The organism is Paraburkholderia kirstenboschensis, assembly GCF_032806925.1.
Classification (GTDB): domain Bacteria; phylum Pseudomonadota; class Gammaproteobacteria; order Burkholderiales; family Burkholderiaceae; genus Paraburkholderia; species Paraburkholderia kirstenboschensis.
Map to the genome: position 1 here is coordinate 3,230,584 of NZ_CP136513.1, position 16,184 is coordinate 3,246,767.

The 16,184-nt window shown below is 63.4% G+C and carries 15 protein-coding genes; 11 read left to right on the forward strand and 4 right to left on the reverse strand.

Going from position 1 to position 16,184, the window contains the following annotated elements:
• Positions 1 to 15: 15 nt before the first annotated feature.
• The 4 genes from ilvA to RW095_RS37170 form a co-directional block, all read right to left on the reverse strand.
• Positions 16 to 1,581 carry a threonine ammonia-lyase, biosynthetic gene (ilvA, locus tag RW095_RS37155; protein WP_317022798.1) on the reverse strand — a complete coding sequence of 522 codons (1,566 nt, stop codon included), beginning with the start codon at positions 1,579 to 1,581 and terminating at the stop codon, positions 16 to 18.
• A gap of 65 nt (positions 1,582 to 1,646) precedes the next feature.
• The gene (locus RW095_RS37160; RefSeq protein ID WP_317020677.1) at positions 1,647 to 2,018 is read right to left on the reverse strand and encodes a hypothetical protein; all 372 of its coding nucleotides are present in this window, start codon (positions 2,016 to 2,018) and stop codon (positions 1,647 to 1,649) included.
• A 37-nt stretch (positions 2,019 to 2,055) separates the two neighbouring features.
• Entirely contained in the window at positions 2,056 to 2,232 is a 177-nt protein-coding gene (locus RW095_RS37165) for a hypothetical protein (protein ID WP_317020678.1), read from the reverse strand.
• A 35-nt stretch (positions 2,233 to 2,267) separates the two neighbouring features.
• Positions 2,268 to 2,486 (reverse strand): MARCKS-like protein, encoded by a 219-nt coding sequence (locus tag RW095_RS37170; RefSeq protein WP_317020679.1) that lies wholly within the window; start codon positions 2,484 to 2,486, stop codon positions 2,268 to 2,270.
• Positions 2,487 to 2,978: 492 nt separating this feature from the next.
• On the opposite strand from RW095_RS37170, the gene RW095_RS37175 reads away from it, so the two are divergent.
• From RW095_RS37175 to aspS, 11 genes are all read left to right on the forward strand, one after another.
• Complete coding sequence (locus tag RW095_RS37175) at positions 2,979 to 7,070, forward strand: FAD/FMN-binding oxidoreductase (protein ID WP_317020680.1); 4,092 nt, start codon at positions 2,979 to 2,981, stop codon at positions 7,068 to 7,070.
• Positions 7,071 to 7,104: 34 nt separating this feature from the next.
• On the forward strand, positions 7,105 to 7,533 hold the full coding sequence (locus RW095_RS37180) for an HIT family protein (protein WP_201702232.1): 429 nt from the start codon (positions 7,105 to 7,107) through the stop codon (positions 7,531 to 7,533).
• A gap of 78 nt (positions 7,534 to 7,611) precedes the next feature.
• The gene (locus tag RW095_RS37185; protein WP_317020681.1) at positions 7,612 to 8,025 is read left to right on the forward strand and encodes a DUF971 domain-containing protein; all 414 of its coding nucleotides are present in this window, start codon (positions 7,612 to 7,614) and stop codon (positions 8,023 to 8,025) included.
• A gap of 67 nt (positions 8,026 to 8,092) precedes the next feature.
• Entirely contained in the window at positions 8,093 to 8,824 is a 732-nt protein-coding gene (ubiE, locus tag RW095_RS37190) for a bifunctional demethylmenaquinone methyltransferase/2-methoxy-6-polyprenyl-1,4-benzoquinol methylase UbiE (RefSeq protein WP_317020682.1), read from the forward strand.
• Positions 8,825 to 8,861: 37 nt separating this feature from the next.
• Positions 8,862 to 9,851, forward strand: a complete 990-nt coding sequence (locus RW095_RS37195) for a Tim44 domain-containing protein (protein WP_317020683.1) — start codon at positions 8,862 to 8,864, stop codon at positions 9,849 to 9,851.
• Between the two features lie 165 nt (positions 9,852 to 10,016).
• Positions 10,017 to 10,661, forward strand: coding sequence for a ubiquinone biosynthesis accessory factor UbiJ (locus RW095_RS37200; RefSeq protein WP_317020684.1), 645 nt, complete (start codon positions 10,017 to 10,019; stop codon positions 10,659 to 10,661).
• Between the two features lie 15 nt (positions 10,662 to 10,676).
• Positions 10,677 to 12,254 (forward strand): ubiquinone biosynthesis regulatory protein kinase UbiB, encoded by a 1,578-nt coding sequence (gene ubiB, locus RW095_RS37205; RefSeq protein ID WP_020069627.1) that lies wholly within the window; start codon positions 10,677 to 10,679, stop codon positions 12,252 to 12,254.
• Positions 12,255 to 12,273: 19 nt separating this feature from the next.
• Complete coding sequence (locus RW095_RS37210) at positions 12,274 to 12,897, forward strand: methyltransferase domain-containing protein (RefSeq protein WP_317020685.1); 624 nt, start codon at positions 12,274 to 12,276, stop codon at positions 12,895 to 12,897.
• A 233-nt stretch (positions 12,898 to 13,130) separates the two neighbouring features.
• Entirely contained in the window at positions 13,131 to 13,511 is a 381-nt protein-coding gene (locus RW095_RS37215; protein WP_317020686.1) for an FmdB family zinc ribbon protein, read from the forward strand.
• Positions 13,512 to 13,583: 72 nt separating this feature from the next.
• Positions 13,584 to 14,237, forward strand: a complete 654-nt coding sequence (locus tag RW095_RS37220) for a DUF502 domain-containing protein (protein WP_020069630.1) — start codon at positions 13,584 to 13,586, stop codon at positions 14,235 to 14,237.
• A gap of 76 nt (positions 14,238 to 14,313) precedes the next feature.
• Positions 14,314 to 16,113: an aspartate--tRNA ligase gene (gene aspS / locus RW095_RS37225; RefSeq protein WP_317020687.1), complete on the forward strand. Its 1,800-nt coding sequence runs from the start codon at positions 14,314 to 14,316 to the stop codon at positions 16,111 to 16,113.
• Positions 16,114 to 16,184 lie beyond the last annotated feature (71 nt).

Below are 16,184 nucleotides of genomic sequence, written 5' to 3' on the forward strand. Positions count from 1 at the left end.
ATTCAATCCAGAAGTTCAGGCAAGAAACAGCCGATACACCGGATTGTGCGTCTCTTCCCAATGCGGATAACCGAGTGTGGCGAGAAAGCGCTCGAACTCCGCGTTGTCCGTCTCCGGCACCTGAATGCCGACGAGAATCGAGCTGTAGTCCGCGCCCTGATTCCGGTAGTGAAAGAGGCTGATGTTCCAGTCAGGCGCCATCGACGATAGAAACTTCATCAGCGCGCCCGGCCGCTCGGGAAACTCGAAGCGGAACAGGCGTTCGTCGTGTGCGAGCGGCGAGCGGCCGCCGACCATGTAACGGATGTGCTGCTTCGAGAGTTCATCGAACGTCAGATCGACGGTGGCAAAATTGTGCGCCTCGAAGGCGCCCGCAATCTGCGCCGATTCGCTGCGGTTCCTGATCTGCACGCCGACGAAAATATGCGCGGACTCGGCCTGCGCGATCCGGTAATTGAATTCGGTGACGCTGCGCGTGCCGACCAGTTCGCAAAAGCGCTTGAAGCTGCCGCGCTCTTCGGGAATCGTCACCGCGAACACCGCCTCGCGCGCCTCGCCCACTTCCGCGCGCTCGGCCACGAAGCGCATGCGGTCGAAGTTCATGTTCGCGCCCGACGTGATCGCGATCAGCGTCTGGTTCTCGATGCCTTCGCGCTCCGCATACTGTTTTGCGCCCGCCACCGCGAGCGAGCCCGCCGGTTCGAGCACGCTGCGCGTGTCCTGAAAGACGTCCTTGATCGCGGCGCACAGCGCGTCGGTGTTCACGAGCAGCACGTCGTCGAGATATTCGCTGCACAGGCGGAAGGTTTCTTCGCCGACGAGCTTCACCGCGGTGCCGTCGGAGAACAGGCCGACTTCGTTTAACGTGACGCGCTCGCCGGCTTTGAGCGATGCCGCCATTGCGCACGAATCGTCGGTCTGCACGCCGATCACCTTGATCTCGGGACGCACCGATTTCACGTACGCCGCGACACCCGCCGCGAGTCCGCCGCCGCCGATCGGCACGAAGATCGCGTGAATCGGGCCCTGATGCTGGCTGAGGATTTCCATTGCAACCGTGCCTTGCCCGGCGATCACATACGGATCGTCGAACGGATGCACGAAGGTCAGCCCGCGCTCTTGCTGCAGTTGCACCGCGTGACCGTATGCATCGCTATACGATTCGCCGAACTGCACCACCTCAACGGTCGGGCCGCCATGCGCGCGCACCGCGTCGACCTTGACCTGCGGCGTGGTGACCGGCACGACGATGATCGCCTTCACGCCCATGCGTGCCGCAGACAGCGCCACGCCCTGCGCATGATTGCCCGCCGACGCGGTGATCACGCCGCGCGTGAGCGCCTCGGCGGGAATGTGCGCCATCTTGTTGTACGCGCCGCGCACCTTGAACGAGAACACCGGCTGGTTGTCCTCGCGCTTCAGATAGACCGGATTGCGCAGGCGCGCCGACAGTTGCGGCGCGCGTTCGAGTTCGGTCTCGCGGGCCACGTCGTAGACGCGCGCGGTGAGGGTTTTCTTCAGGTAGTCGTGGGAGGCCATGCGGGTGGCGCGATGCGCTCTGGAAGGCGGAAAAGCATCAATGATAGCGCCAACGCCGCATGCACTGGCCTCACAGGTCGTCGGGCCGCGCCCCCGCCGCACGCGGTCTAGAAAATATGTGGCGGCCTGCCGTCGGTGAGTTCGCGCGGCAGCGGTTCATCGAGTTGCCATTCGACATGGGGCAGCGCGAACAGGTCGCCGTGAAATTCGACAGGGCCCTCGCTCGTGAAAAGCCCGTCGAGATAATCGAAGTTCAACTGCGACGAGACGGCGCGCAACGCCGCGTCGACTGAATGTGACGGTTGCAGATCGAGCGGATCGACGTCAAGCCGCACGGTGTAGCGGTCGCCTTTCTTTTCCATGGCGCCGACGTCGATCAGCTTGCCGTCCGGGTTTTGAGCAATGACGCGCTCGCCGTTGGCGAACAGCCTGAACGTGGCTCGAAGCGCCGCGGACGCGGCGGGTTGCTTGCTTGCCATCGCGATTCTCCTTGTGATTTCGCGTCGCAGAGGTGATTCAGCCGGCTTCGCCGACTTCCTTTGGGTCGGGCAGATTCGCGCCGCCACCAGGCTTAGGCGGCGCGGGTTCGTCCCTGGCCGATTGCTTCTGTTCGTCGGACAGACGCCGGTCGCCGGCAGTCGGGTCGTTCGGCGTCTGACGCGGCGGCGTTGGGCGGGCGGATTCGCTTGTCATCAGGGGCTCCTTGTCGTGATCGGTGAAATTCGCGCTCAGTCAGGCGAGCGCGTGCGGTCGGCGTCGCTTTGCGTGCCCGGCGGCGTGCCGGGTTTCGTGTCGGGGCCGGCGGTCGGTGCGGCGTCTTCCAGGCGCTGAGTCCCGGATTCCTCATCGCGCCGCTCGTCCGAGCCGTCGCTGGGAATGTTCTCGGTATGGCCGGGCACCGGTTGCTGCTCGATATGCTCGGTGTTCTTCGTGTCGGGGTCGGACATCGTGAGCCTCCGTGATGGCTGGTTTCACGTAGATCAGCATCCCGCATGCCGCGTTCTTTGCTTTCGTCGGCATCTTCTGGCTGATGGTGACAAAAGTCGCCTGATCGACCACAGGGCCATCGACGCCGCGCGGCCCGCGCCGCGGCGCGGGTTGCGCGCCGTCAGACCTGCCGCGGCTCCCGTTTCAACGGGCAACGCGTGGCGGGCCGATGCGGTAGAATTCCATTTTGGAATAAGGATCGGAAGATGCACTGGCAGCCTCGGATCGCCCACTTGGTGCCCGCCCCGCGTGAGTCGTGCCCCGCGGCGGAGCGTCATGTCCGCCACGCACGATCGTGTAGCTGTATCTGAGCGCCGCGAAGGGACCGACGTGAACAGGCCGTCGGTGGCGCTTCGCTACCCAAGAAGATTTCCAAGCATTGCGCCCCACGCGCACCGTCAGCCGGCGCCTCGCCATGAGCGCGCAGGACTGACCCACCGAGTCGTCCAAACATGAACGCACCTCAAGTTTTCGATCCGCACGGAGCCGCCGCTGCGGTCGCCGATCCCGAAGCGCGCCTGCGCGAAATTCCCTACAACTACACGTCGTTCTCCGACCGTGAAATCGTCATCCGCCTGCTAGGCGACGACGCATGGGCGGCGCTTGCCGAACTGCGCGCGGAGCGCCGCACCGGCCGCTCGGCGCGCATGCTCTACGAAGTGCTCGGCGACATCTGGGTGGTGCGCCGCAATCCGTATTTGCAGGACGATCTGCTCGACAACCCGAAACGCCGCGCAATGTTGATCGAGGCGTTGCATCATCGTCTGTCCGAGATCGAGAAGCGCCGCCGCGCCGATCTGACCGCACATGGCGATGAAGCGGGCGTCGACCGGGCGGCGCGTGTCGAAACGCTGGTGCAGGCCGCGCGCCGCGCCGTCGACGAGTTCGAAAGCGAATTCCAGAAGACCTACGATCTGCGCCGCCGCGCGACGAAGGTGCTGGGCCGCGTCACGGAGAAGGACAACATCAAGTTCGACGGTTTGTCCCGCGTGTCGCACGTGACCGACGCGACTGACTGGCGTGTCGAGTATCCGTTCGTCGTGCTCACGCCCGATACCGAAGCCGAGATTGCCGGCATGATCAAGGCGTGTTTCGAGCTCGGGCTGACGGTGATTCCGCGTGGAGGCGGCACCGGCTACACGGGCGGCGCCGTTCCGCTCACGCCGTTCTCGGCCGTGATCAACACCGAAAAGCTCGAACAGCTCGGCGCGGTGGAAATGACCGAACTGCCGGGCGTCGACCGCAAGGTGCCGACCATTTTCTCGGGCGCAGGCGTGGTCACGCGGCGCGTGACCGAGGCGGCCGAGCAGGCCGGCTTCGTGTTCGCGGTCGATCCGACCTCGCTCGACGCGTCTTGCGTCGGCGGCAACGTCGCGATGAACGCGGGCGGCAAGAAAGCGGTGCTGTGGGGCACGGCGCTCGACAACCTCGCCTGGTGGCGCATGGTCGACCCGGAAGGCAACTGGCTCGAAGTCACGCGTCTCGATCACAATCTCGGCAAGATTCACGATATCGAGGTCGCGCGTTTCGAGCTGAAATGGTTCGACGGCAACCATGCGCCGGGAGAGAAGCTGCTGCGTACCGAGTCGCTCGACATCAAGGGCCGCGTGTTCCGTAAGGAAGGCCTCGGCAAGGACGTCACCGACAAGTTCCTCGCCGGGCTGCCCGGCGTGCAGAAGGAAGGCTGCGACGGTCTCATTACGTCCGCACGCTGGGTGCTGCACAAGATGCCCGCGCATACGCGCACCGTCTGCCTCGAATTCTTCGGCCAGGCGCGCGAGGCGATTCCGAGCATCGTCGAAATCAAGGACTACCTGTTCGAAACGTCGAAGCAGGGCGGCGCGATTCTCGCCGGCCTCGAACACCTCGACGAGCGCTATCTGCGCGCGGTCGGCTATGCGACCAAGAGCAAGCGCAACGCGTTTCCGAAGATGGTGCTGATCGGCGACATCGTCGGCAATGACGCTGACGCGGTCGCGCAAGCCACGTCTGAAGTGGTGCGCATGGCCAACGGCAAGAGCGGCGAAGGCTTCGTCGCGGTGAGCGCCGAGGCGCGCAAGCGCTTCTGGCTCGACCGCAGCCGTACCGCCGCAATCGCAAAGCACACGAACGCGTTCAAGATCAACGAAGACGTGGTGATTCCGCTCGACCGCATGGGCGAGTACACGGACGGCATCGAGCGGATCAACATCGAGTTGTCGATCAAGAACAAGCTGCAACTGGTCGACGCGCTCGAAGCATTTTTCAAGGCAGGCAAGCTGCCGCTCGGCAAGAGCGACGACGCCAATGAAATTCCGAGTGCGGAACTGCTGGAAGACCGCGTTCAGCAGGCGCTCGATCTGCTGAAGCGCGTACGCACGCGTTGGGAATTCCTGCGCGACAAGCTCGATCTGTCGTTGCGCGAAGCGCAGCACTATCTGGTCGGTCTGGGTTACGAAGCGCTTGCCGAGAAGTTCGCCGACCGCGTCGACACGCAGTCCGGCGCCACGGTGTTCGACGTCACGCAGGACCGCACCATCCGCGTGTCCTGGAAGCAGGAGATTCGCGCCGAGTTGCGGCAGATCTTCAATGGCGGCGAGTTCAAGCCGATCCTCGACGAAGCCCAGGCGATCCACAAGCAGGTGCTGCGGGGTCGCGTGTTCGTCGCGCTGCACATGCACGCGGGCGACGGCAACGTGCACACGAACCTGCCGGTGAACTCCGATAACTACGAGATGCTGCAGGACGCCCACACTGCGGTCGCGCGCATCATGAAACTCGCGCGTTCTCTCGACGGCGTGATTTCCGGCGAGCACGGCATCGGCATCACCAAGCTCGAATTCCTGACCGACGACGAAATCGGCGATTTCCGCGCGTACAAAAAGCGCGTGGATCCGCATGGCCGCTTCAACGCGGGCAAGCTGCTCGAAGGCGCCGACCTGCGCAATGCCTACACGCCGAGCTTCGGCCTGATGGGCTATGAATCGCTGATCATGCAGCAGTCCGACATCGGCGCGATTTCCGAGTCCATCAAAGACTGCCTGCGGTGCGGCAAGTGCAAGCCGGTGTGCGCGACGCATGTGCCGCGGGCGAACCTGCTGTACAGCCCGCGCAACAAGATCCTCGCGACCTCGCTGCTGGTCGAGGCGTTCCTGTACGAAGAGCAGACGCGCCGCGGCGTGTCGATCAAGCACTGGGACGAGTTCAACGACGTCGCCGATCACTGCACCGTGTGTCACAAATGCGTGACGCCGTGTCCGGTGAAGATCGACTTCGGCGACGTGACCATGAACATGCGCAACCTGCTGCGCAAGATGGGCAAGAAGAAGTTCAATCCGGGCAACGCGGCCGGCATGTTCTTCCTCAACGCGACGAATCCGCAGACCATCAACCTCGCCCGCACGGCGATGATGGGTATCGGCTACAAGGCGCAGCGCCTCGGCAACGACGTACTGAAGAAGTTCGCGAAGAAACAGACGGCGCACCCGCCCGCAACGGTCGGCAAGCCGCCGGTCACGCAGCAGGTGATCCACTTCATGAACAAGAAGATGCCGGGCAATCTGCCGAAGAAAACCGCGCGCGCGTTGCTCGATATCGAGGACAACAAGATCGTTCCGATCATCCGCAATCCGAAGACGACCACGGCCGACACGGAAGCGGTGTTCTACTTCCCCGGCTGCGGTTCCGAGCGGCTCTTCTCGCAAGTCGGCCTTGCGACGCAGGCCATGTTGTGGGAAGCGGGCGTGCAAACGGTGTTGCCGCCGGGCTACCTGTGCTGCGGCTATCCGCAGCGCGGCTCCGGGCAGTACGACAAGGCCGAGCAGATCGTTACGGACAACCGCGTGCTGTTCCACCGCGTAGCAAATACGCTGAACTATCTCGACATCAAGACCGTGGTGGTGTCGTGCGGCACGTGTTACGACCAGCTCGCCGGTTATGAATTCGACAAGATTTTCCCGGGTTGCCGGATCATCGACATTCATGAGTTCCTGCTGGAAAAAGGCATGAAGCTCGACGGCGTGAACGGCGTGCGTTACATGTACCACGACCCTTGCCACACGCCGATCAAGACGATGGATCCGGTCAAGCTCGTCAACTCGCTGATGGGCTCGGAGAAAGACGGCTACAAGATCGAGAAGAACGATCGCTGCTGCGGTGAGTCGGGCACGCTCGCGGTCACGCGTCCTGACATTTCGACGCAGGTGCGTTTCCGCAAGGAAGAGGAAATCCGCAAGGGCGCTGCAAAATTGCGCGGCATTCCTCTGCTCGCCGAAGCCGGCGCGAACGCAATCAACCCGGCCAATGCATCGGCCGGCACGGCGGGCGCGGCGAACGGCTCGGTGCTGAAGGCCGGCGACGGTCCGCAGCCCAAGGGCGCCACCGACGTGAAGATCCTGACGAGCTGCCCGTCCTGCCTGCAAGGTTTGTCGCGTTACAACGAAGACGCGGGCATCGAGGCCGATTACATCGTCGTCGAAATGGCGCGTCATGTGCTCGGAGAAGACTGGATGGTCGACTACGTGCAGCGGGCGAACAATGGCGGAATCGAGCGCGTGCTGGTTTAATGGCACGACTGACGATTTTTGCCTGAGGACGACGATGGACTGCGTTTTTTGCCGTGAAGATGGCGGCGATGTGCTGTGGCAGGACGACACCTTGCGCGTCGTCCTTGCCGACGAACACGACTACCCGGGCTTTTGCCGCGTGATCTGGAATGAGCATGTGGCGGAGTTCTCGGACCTCGACGCCGCTGGTCGCGATCGCGTGATGAAGGCCGTGTACGCCGTGGAGCGCGCAATGCGGCGTATCCTGCACCCGGCGAAGGTGAATCTCGCGAGCCTCGGCAACCAGGTGCCGCATGTGCACTGGCACGTGATTCCGCGTTTCTCGAACGACGCTCACTTCCCGCTGCCCATCTGGGCGCCGCGTCAGCGCACGGTGTCCGAGGCGATGCTGTCGTCGCGCCGCGCGCAAGCCACCCTGTTGCGCGAAGCGGTGCGGCAGGAAATCGAACAGGCTCTTGGCTGAGCGCCACTAACCATTCCTTCGCGCCGTGCCGTCTCAAGGGCGACCTTCGGTGCGGCGGCGCTTTCTAATGAGGCCATGATGAGCGGATTGACTCCCGATACTCCGGTGCCGACCGGCGTCGTTGTGCATTCGAAGTCGCGCGTGCTCGAACTGCAGTACGCAAGCGGCGAATCGTATCGGCTGCCGTTCGAACTGCTGCGCGTGTATTCGCCATCGGCGGAAGTGCAGGGCCACGGCCCAGGCCAGGAAACGCTGCAAACCGGCAAGCGCAACGTCACGATCACGATGGTCGAGGGCGTGGGCAACTACGCGATCCAGCCGACGTTCTCCGACGGACACTCCACCGGCATCTATTCGTGGGACCTGCTCTACGACATGGCGCGGCGCCAGGACGAACTCTGGCGCGCGTATCTCGACAGACTGGCCGCGGCGGGCGTCGACCGCGACGCGCCAATGCCTTCAGCCGGCGCTGCGCACGGCCACCGTCACTGATACGATTCGCCTGACCCGCCGCACCGATGCGGCGCAACATTTCAGAATACGCGAAAGGACAAGCGCGATGAGCAAAACCCACTTCGGCTTTCAATCGGTCGACGAACAGGAAAAGGCGCAGAAGGTGGCGGGCGTGTTCCACTCGGTTGCCGCCAACTACGACTTGATGAACGACCTGATGTCGGGCGGATTGCACCGGGCGTGGAAGATGTTCACGATCGCCCAGGCCAACGTGCGGCCGGGCTACAAGGTGCTCGACATCGCGGGCGGAACGGGCGATCTTTCCAAAGCGTTTGCAAAGCAGGCGGGCGAAACCGGCGAAGTCTGGCACACGGACATCAACGAATCCATGCTGCGCGTGGGCCGCGACCGTTTGCTCGACAAGGGCGTCATCACGCCGGCGCTGCTCTGCGACGCCGAGAAGATTCCTTTCCCGGACCATTACTTCGACGTCGTGACCGTGGCATTCGGCTTGCGCAATATGACGCATAAGGACGTCGCGTTGGCGGAAATGCGCCGCGTCCTGAAGCCGGCAGGCCGTCTGCTAGTTCTTGAGTTTTCGAAGGTATGGGATCCGTTGAAAAAGGCCTACGATGTCTATTCGTTCAAGGTCTTGCCGTGGCTCGGCGAGCGCTTTGCGAAAGACGCGGAAAGCTACCGCTACCTCGCGGAATCGATCCGGGTGCATCCGGATCAGGAAACCTTAAAAACAATGATGGAACAAGCCGGCCTTGACGGCGTCAAATATTACAATTTGTCAGCTGGCGTGGTAGCTTTACATGTGGGGACCAAATACTAGGGTTCCTAACCCATCGTTTTTAAAGGAAAGTGCCAAAATGTCCGATTCAGCCGTGTTATCTCCCCGTAAGGTTAAGCGGTCGCTGGCGAGACGAATCGGACTGATCGCGATGGTCGGCCTGATCGTGGTCGGCTCCGTCGCCTCGCTCGATGCGGAAGCTCGCCGCATGGGCGGTGGCCGTAGTCTTGGCCGTCAGTCGAACACCGTTCAGCAACAGGCTGCGCCGTCGCAGCCTTCCCCGTCCAATCCGGGCATGCAGCGCGCGCAACCGGCGCCCGCGCCTGCGCCGGCTCCAGCGCCGCAACCTAACCGCTCGCGCTGGCTCGGACCGATCGCGGGTCTGGCAGCCGGTCTCGGTATCGCAGCGCTGCTGTCGCACTTCGGTTTGGGTGGCGCGTTCGCGGGTGCAATGGCCAATATCATCGTGATCGCACTCCTCGCCATGGTCGGCATCTGGTTGATCCGCCGCTTCATGGGCCGCAAGCGCGATACGTCGCAGCCGGCTTACGCGGGGCAGTCGCCGTCGCTGAATTCGGGTGCCACGGGTTACACGCAGGAGCCGCGCTACAGCGCGCCGCCTACGGGCTCGTATCTCGAACCGCAGGGCAATCCGCTGACCACGCCGTCCGTCAATGCAACGCCCAGCGTGCCGCCGGGCTTCGATTCCGAAGCGTTCCTGCGTAACGCGAAGGTGTACTTCGTGCGCCTGCAGGCCGCATGGGACGTCGGCAATATCGACGACATCCGCGAATTCACCACGCCGGAAATGTTCGCGGAGATCCGCGTCGACCTCGCTTCCCGCGGCGCCGAAAAGAACCAGACGGACGTCGTGCAGCTCAACGCCGATCTGTTGGGCGTCGAGGAACGTGCGAACGAATACTTCGCGAGCGTGCGCTTCTCCGGCCTGATCCGTGAAACGCCGGGTGCGGCGGCGCAGCCGTTCGTCGAAGTGTGGAACCTGTCGAAGGCGAACCGTCCGGGCGAAGGCTGGCTGCTGGCCGGCATCCAGCAACTCGCGCAGCATTGAGATACCGCGGGCGCGCAGCGCTGTGTGCCCCGCGTCCGCGCGCAACGTTGGCCTGCGGCCGGCCCGCAGTTAGCCGTTCAGCCGAGCGGGCCGCGAAGCGAACGGACGTTACAATAGGAACCCGCGCGAGCACTCGCTCGCGCGGGTTTTTTCTTGCCACTGTCAATGACTCTCGCCGCCAAGCCTTTCGCTGCTGCTGTCAATCATCTGCTCGCCCGCGAATCATGGGCCCGTGAGCGCCTCGCCCCTTATGCGGGCAGGACCGCCAGACTGTCGTCGCCGCCTGTCGTGCTGATGCTGCTGGTGCAGCCGGACGGCTATCTGACCACGGTCGGCGCAAGCGACACACAACAGTTCGACGTCACCATCTCGGTCCCGTCCGACGCATTGCCCGCCTTCGTGCAGGGCGGCCAGGCGGCCGTCATGAAACACGTGAAGATCGAAGGCGACGCGGAGTTCGCCACGGTCATCGCCAAACTCGCCGAGCATTTGCGCTGGGAACCGGAGGAGGATCTGGCGAAGCTGATCGGCGACGGCCCCGCGTGGCGGGTTGCGTCGATCGCGCGCACGGTCGGTGAACATGTGCAGCGCACCGGCCGCAATCTGCTCGATACGGCCACCGAATATCTGCTCGACGAGAACCCTCAGCTCGTGCGCCGCGCCGCGCTGAAAGACTTCAACGCAGAACTGGCGCAGGCCCGCGACGCGTTGGCGCGAGTCGAAAAACGTATTCAGCGTCTTGAACAGAAGGTCGAAGCCCACGGCGCAGATATGCCGGGCGGCGCCGCCACGTTGCGCGGCACGCGCTAGTCACCGGGCTCAACTATGCGTTTTCTGCGTTTCCTCAAGATTTTTTTCACGGTTATCCGCTTCGGTCTCGACGAGATGATGCTCGGCCGCGTCAACGACCGGCGCGTGCGCATGCTGCTGCGTATCACCACGATCGGCCGCAAGTTCGACGCGCCGCCTGGCGTGCGTTTGCGGCTCGCGCTTGAAAGCCTCGGGCCGATCTTCGTCAAGTTCGGACAGGTGTTGTCGACGCGGCGCGACCTGTTGCCGGTCGATATCGCCAACGAGCTCGCGAAGCTTCAGGACCAGGTGCCGCCGTTCGATTCGGCAGTGGCGATAGGGCTGGTCGAGAAGTCGCTAGGCGCACCGGTCGACGTGCTGTTCGACGATTTCGAGCGGGTGCCTGTGGCGAGCGCGTCCATCGCGCAGGTTCATTTTGCGACGGTGAAGGCGGGACAGCATGCCGGCAAGGCCGTCGCCGTCAAGGTGCTGCGTCCGAACATGCTGCCCGTTATCGATTCGGACCTCGCGTTGCTGCGCGACATCGCCGTTTGGGCCGAGCGTTTGTGGGCGGACGGCAAGCGTTTGAAGCCGCGCGAGGTGGTCGCAGAATTCGATAAGTACCTGCACGACGAACTGGATCTGATGCGCGAGGCGGCCAACGGCAGCCAGTTGCGCCGTAATTTCGCCGGGCTCGATCTGCTGCTCGTGCCGGAAATGTACTGGGAGTTCTGCACGCCAACCGTGCTCGTGATGGAGCGCATGGTCGGCGTGCCGATCAGCCAGGTGGATACATTGCGGGCGGCGGGCGTGGATATCCCGAAGCTGGCGCGCGAAGGCGTCGAAATTTTCTTCACTCAGGTGTTCCGCGACGGCTTTTTCCACGCGGACATGCACCCCGGCAACATTCAGGTGAGCCTCGATCCGGCGCACTTCGGGCGTTATATCGCGCTCGATTTCGGGATCATCGGGGCGCTGTCGGACTTCGACAAGAACTACCTGGCGCAGAATTTCCTCGCGTTTTTCAAACGCGACTACCACCGCGTCGCGACGCTGCATCTGGAATCGGGCTGGGTGCCGCCCACCACGCGCGTCGAAGAACTCGAAAGCGCCATTCGTGCGGTGTGCGAGCCGTATTTCGACCGCGCGCTGAAGGACATCTCGCTCGGTCAGGTGCTGATGCGTCTGTTTTCTACGTCGCGCCGCTTCAACGTCGAGATTCAGCCGCAACTGGTGCTGTTGCAAAAGACCATGCTCAACGTGGAAGGGCTCGGCCGTTCGCTCGACCCCGAGCTGGACCTGTGGAAGACGGCAAAGCCCTATCTCGAGCGCTGGATGAACGAGCAGATCGGCCTGCGCGGCTGGTACGAGCGGCTCAAGATCGAGGCGCCGCAGTGGAGCAAGACGTTGCCGCAGTTGCCTCGGCTCATCCATCATGTGCTGGCCGAACGCCACGATCACGGGCGGGTCGGGAACGACGACATGATCCGGCAGATTCTGCTCGAACAGAAGCGTACTAACCGGCTGCTGCAGGGCTTGCTGCTGTTCGGCGTGGCGGTCGGTGTCGGCGCGGCGCTTGCGCGGGTAGTCCTCGCGCTGGCCTACGGCAGCTAATGAGTTTGCGAGGCGCGCGATGAGCGACACGACCCAATCCCCGGTGCCCGATTTTGAAAACCGCGATCCGAACTCGCCGGCGTTCTGGAACGAGCGGTTCGAGCAGCATTTCATGCCGTGGGACCAGGCTGGTGTGCCGTCGGCGTTTCAGTCGTTTGCGAGCCGGCACACAAGCGAGGCGGTGCTGATTCCGGGCTGCGGCAGCGCATATGAAGCCGCTTGGCTGGCGGCGCACGGCAGCCCGGTAAGGGCGATTGATTTCTCGCAGGCAGCGGTTGCGGCGGCGCGCGCGCAGTTGGGCGAGCAACACGCACAACTCGTAGAAGAAGCCGATTTCTTCACCTACGAGCCGCCGTTCAGGCCGGCATGGATCTACGAACGGGCGTTCCTCTGCGCGTTGCCGCCCGCGCGGCGCCTCGACTATGCGCGCCGAATGGCGGAGCTGTTGCCGGCGGGCGCGTTGCTCGCCGGAGTCTTTTTTGTCGGCACGACGCCGAAAGGGCCGCCGTTCGGCATCGAACGTGCCGAACTGGAAGCGCTGCTGACGCCGTTTTTCGAACTGCTCGAAGACGAACCCGTGACCGATTCGATCGCCGTATTTGCCGGGCGCGAGCGCTGGCTGACCTGGCGCCGCCGCGCGTGATCGTGGCGCGAGCGGAATCGACGGCTGAAGCGACACGCGAAAGCGGCTACGGTTTGAGACGCGTCACGCGCTACCGGCGCCGGCGCGGCCCTTGATTATCCCCGCAGCCGCCCTCATCTGGCGCATCGGCGGTCGCGTCGGGCGCTTATCCCCAAAATGCGGGGAGCGTTACCGTTTGCGGCTATAATTCAAGGCTTTGCAAGCGTTTACAAGATTTCAGTAGGGAAAAGGTCATGCCGATCTACGCTTATCGTTGCGAGTCATGCGGCTTCGGGAAAGACGTGCTTCAGAAGATGAGCGACGCCCAGTTGACGCAATGTCCCGAATGCGGGAAAGACACTTTTCGGAAACAGGTCACGGCCGCGGGCTTCCAGTTGAAAGGCTCCGGCTGGTACGTGACCGACTTCCGCGGCGGCAACAGCGGCGCGAGCGCGCCGGTGAAGGCTGACGCCGACGGTGCGTCCAACGGCAGCTCGGCCGCAACTGCCGCAGCTGCCGGCAACGGCGCCGGGGAATCCGCCACGGCCACGACCAGCAGCCCAGCCGCCACGCCGGCCGCCCCTGCTGCGGCGCCGGCGGCTAGCGCAGGCGCAAGCAGTTCGGGCAGCGCCTAGTGGGACTGCCGCCCTCGCGGGCGGCGCACACGCCGCGCAGCGCTTTCGCGGCGCGGCTTTCTGGCGGTATACATGACGACGAAAAAAACGACACTCAAATCGGTGTTTCTGACTGGCCTGCTGGTGCTGGTGCCTTTGGCCATCACACTGTGGGTGCTCGGTCTGATCATCGGCACGATGGACCAGACGCTGTTGCTGCTGCCGCGCGCATGGCAGCCGGAACGTGTGTTCGGCTTCCGCCTGCCTGGTCTCGGCGCGGTGCTGACACTGGCGTTCATCTTTGTCGTCGGGCTGTTGACCCAGAACTTCGTTGGGCAGAAGCTCGTGAAGTGGTGGGAAGTCGTGGTCGCGCACATTCCCGTGGTCGGACCGATCTACACGAGCGTCAAGCAGGTGTCCGACACGCTGCTGTCGAGCAGCGGCAACGCGTTCCGCAAGGCGCTTCTGATCGAATATCCGCGCCGTGGCTCCTATACGATCGCGTTTCTCACTGGTATTCCGGGCGGCGACGTGATCAATCACCTGAAGGAAGATCACGTCAGCGTATACGTGCCGACAACACCGAACCCAACGTCCGGCTTCTTTCTGATGGTGCCGAAGAGCGAAGTGATCGAGCTCGACATGACCGTCGACGCCGCACTCAAGTACATCGTCTCGATGGGCGTGGTGGCGCCGTCCGCGCCGCCGGCACCGGTGCGCCGCACGACAGTCGAGCCTCCGCTGTAATGCCGGCGCGCAATGTTTCACGCAGTGTTCAGCTGCGGCGCGCCGTTCAACCAATGCAAAACGAAAGTCAAACATCATGTCGATGAGATCTGAATACTGCGGTCTGGTGACCGAAGAACTGCTGGGCCAAACCGTCTCGCTGTGCGGCTGGGTAAGCCGCCGCCGCGACCATGGCGGCGTTATCTTCATCGACCTGCGCGACCGCGAAGGCCTCGTCCAGGTCGTCTGCGACCCGGACCGCGCGGAGATGTTCAAGGCCGCCGAAGACGTGCGCAACGAATTCTGTCTGCAAATCAAGGGCGTGGTGCGCAGCCGTCCGGAAGGCACGACGAACGCCGCGCTGAAAAGCGGCAAGATCGAAGTGCTGTGCCACGAGCTGATCGTGCTGAACGCCTCGGTCACGCCGCCGTTCCAGCTCGACGACGACAATCTGTCGGAAACCACGCGTCTCACACATCGCGTGCTGGACCTGCGTCGTCCGCAGATGCAGCACAACCTGCGTCTGCGCTACCGTGTCGCGATCGAAGTGCGCAAGTATCTGGACGCGCAGGGCTTCGTCGACATTGAAACGCCGATGCTCACCAAGAGCACGCCGGAAGGCGCGCGCGACTACCTGGTGCCGTCGCGTACCAACCCCGGCCAGTTCTTCGCGCTGCCGCAATCGCCGCAGCTCTTCAAGCAGCTTCTGATGGTGGCGAACTTCGATCGCTACTACCAGATCGTCAAGTGCTTCCGCGACGAAGACCTGCGCGCCGACCGTCAGCCGGAATTCACGCAGATCGACTGCGAAACCTCGTTCCTGTCCGAACAGGAAATCCGCGATCTGTTCGAAGCGATGATCCGCCACGTGTTCAAGGAAACCATCGGCGTCGAGCTGGACGAAAAATTCCCGGTTATGCAGTATTCGGAAGCCATGCGCCGCTTCGGTTCGGACAAGCCGGACCTGCGCGTGAAGCTCGAGTTCACCGACCTGACCGACGCGGTCAAAGACGTCGACTTCAAGGTGTTCAGCACGCCGGCCAACACGAAAGACGGCCGCGTCGCGGCGATCCGAGTGCCGAAGGGCGGCGAGCTTTCACGTGGCGACATCGACAGCTACACGGAATTCGTGCGCATTTACGGTGCGAAGGGTCTCGCGTGGATCAAGGTCAACGAAGTGGCGAAGGGCCGTGACGGCCTGCAAAGCCCGATCGTCAAGAACCTGCACGACGAAGCGGTCAAGGCGATCATCGAGCGCACCGGCGCGCAAGACGGCGACATCATTTTCTTCGCGGCGGACCGCGCGAAGGTGGTGAACGACAGCCTCGGCGCGCTGCGCCTGAAGATCGGCCACTCCGAATTCGGCAAGGCAAACGGCCTCGTCGAATCCGGCTGGAAGCCGCTGTGGGTGGTCGACTTCCCGATGTTCGAATACGACGAGGAAGACAACCGCTACGTCGCCGCGCATCACCCGTTCACGAGCCCGAAAGACGAGCACCTCGAGTATCTGGAAACGGACCCGGCGCGCTGCCTCGCAAAGGCTTACGACATGGTGCTGAACGGCTGGGAAATCGGCGGCGGCTCGGTGCGTATTCATCGTGAAGAAGTGCAGAGCAAAGTGTTCCGCGCGCTGAAGATCAACGCGGAAGAAGCGCAAGCCAAGTTCGGCTTCCTGCTCGACGCGCTGCAATACGGCGCGCCTCCGCACGGCGGCATCGCGTTCGGTCTGGACCGGATCGTCACGATGATGGCCGGCGCCGATTCGATCCGCGACGTGATCGCGTTCCCCAAGACGCAGCGCGCGCAAGACTTGCTCACGCAAGCGCCGAGCGAAGTGGACGAGCGCCAGTTGCGCGAGTTGCACATCCGCTTGCGTACGCCTGAACCCAAGGCGTGATCCAGGCAACCTGCGGCTGCTTGTGAACGGCAACGCGGGCTAGCATAGGGCTAACGTCGAGCACAATCCGC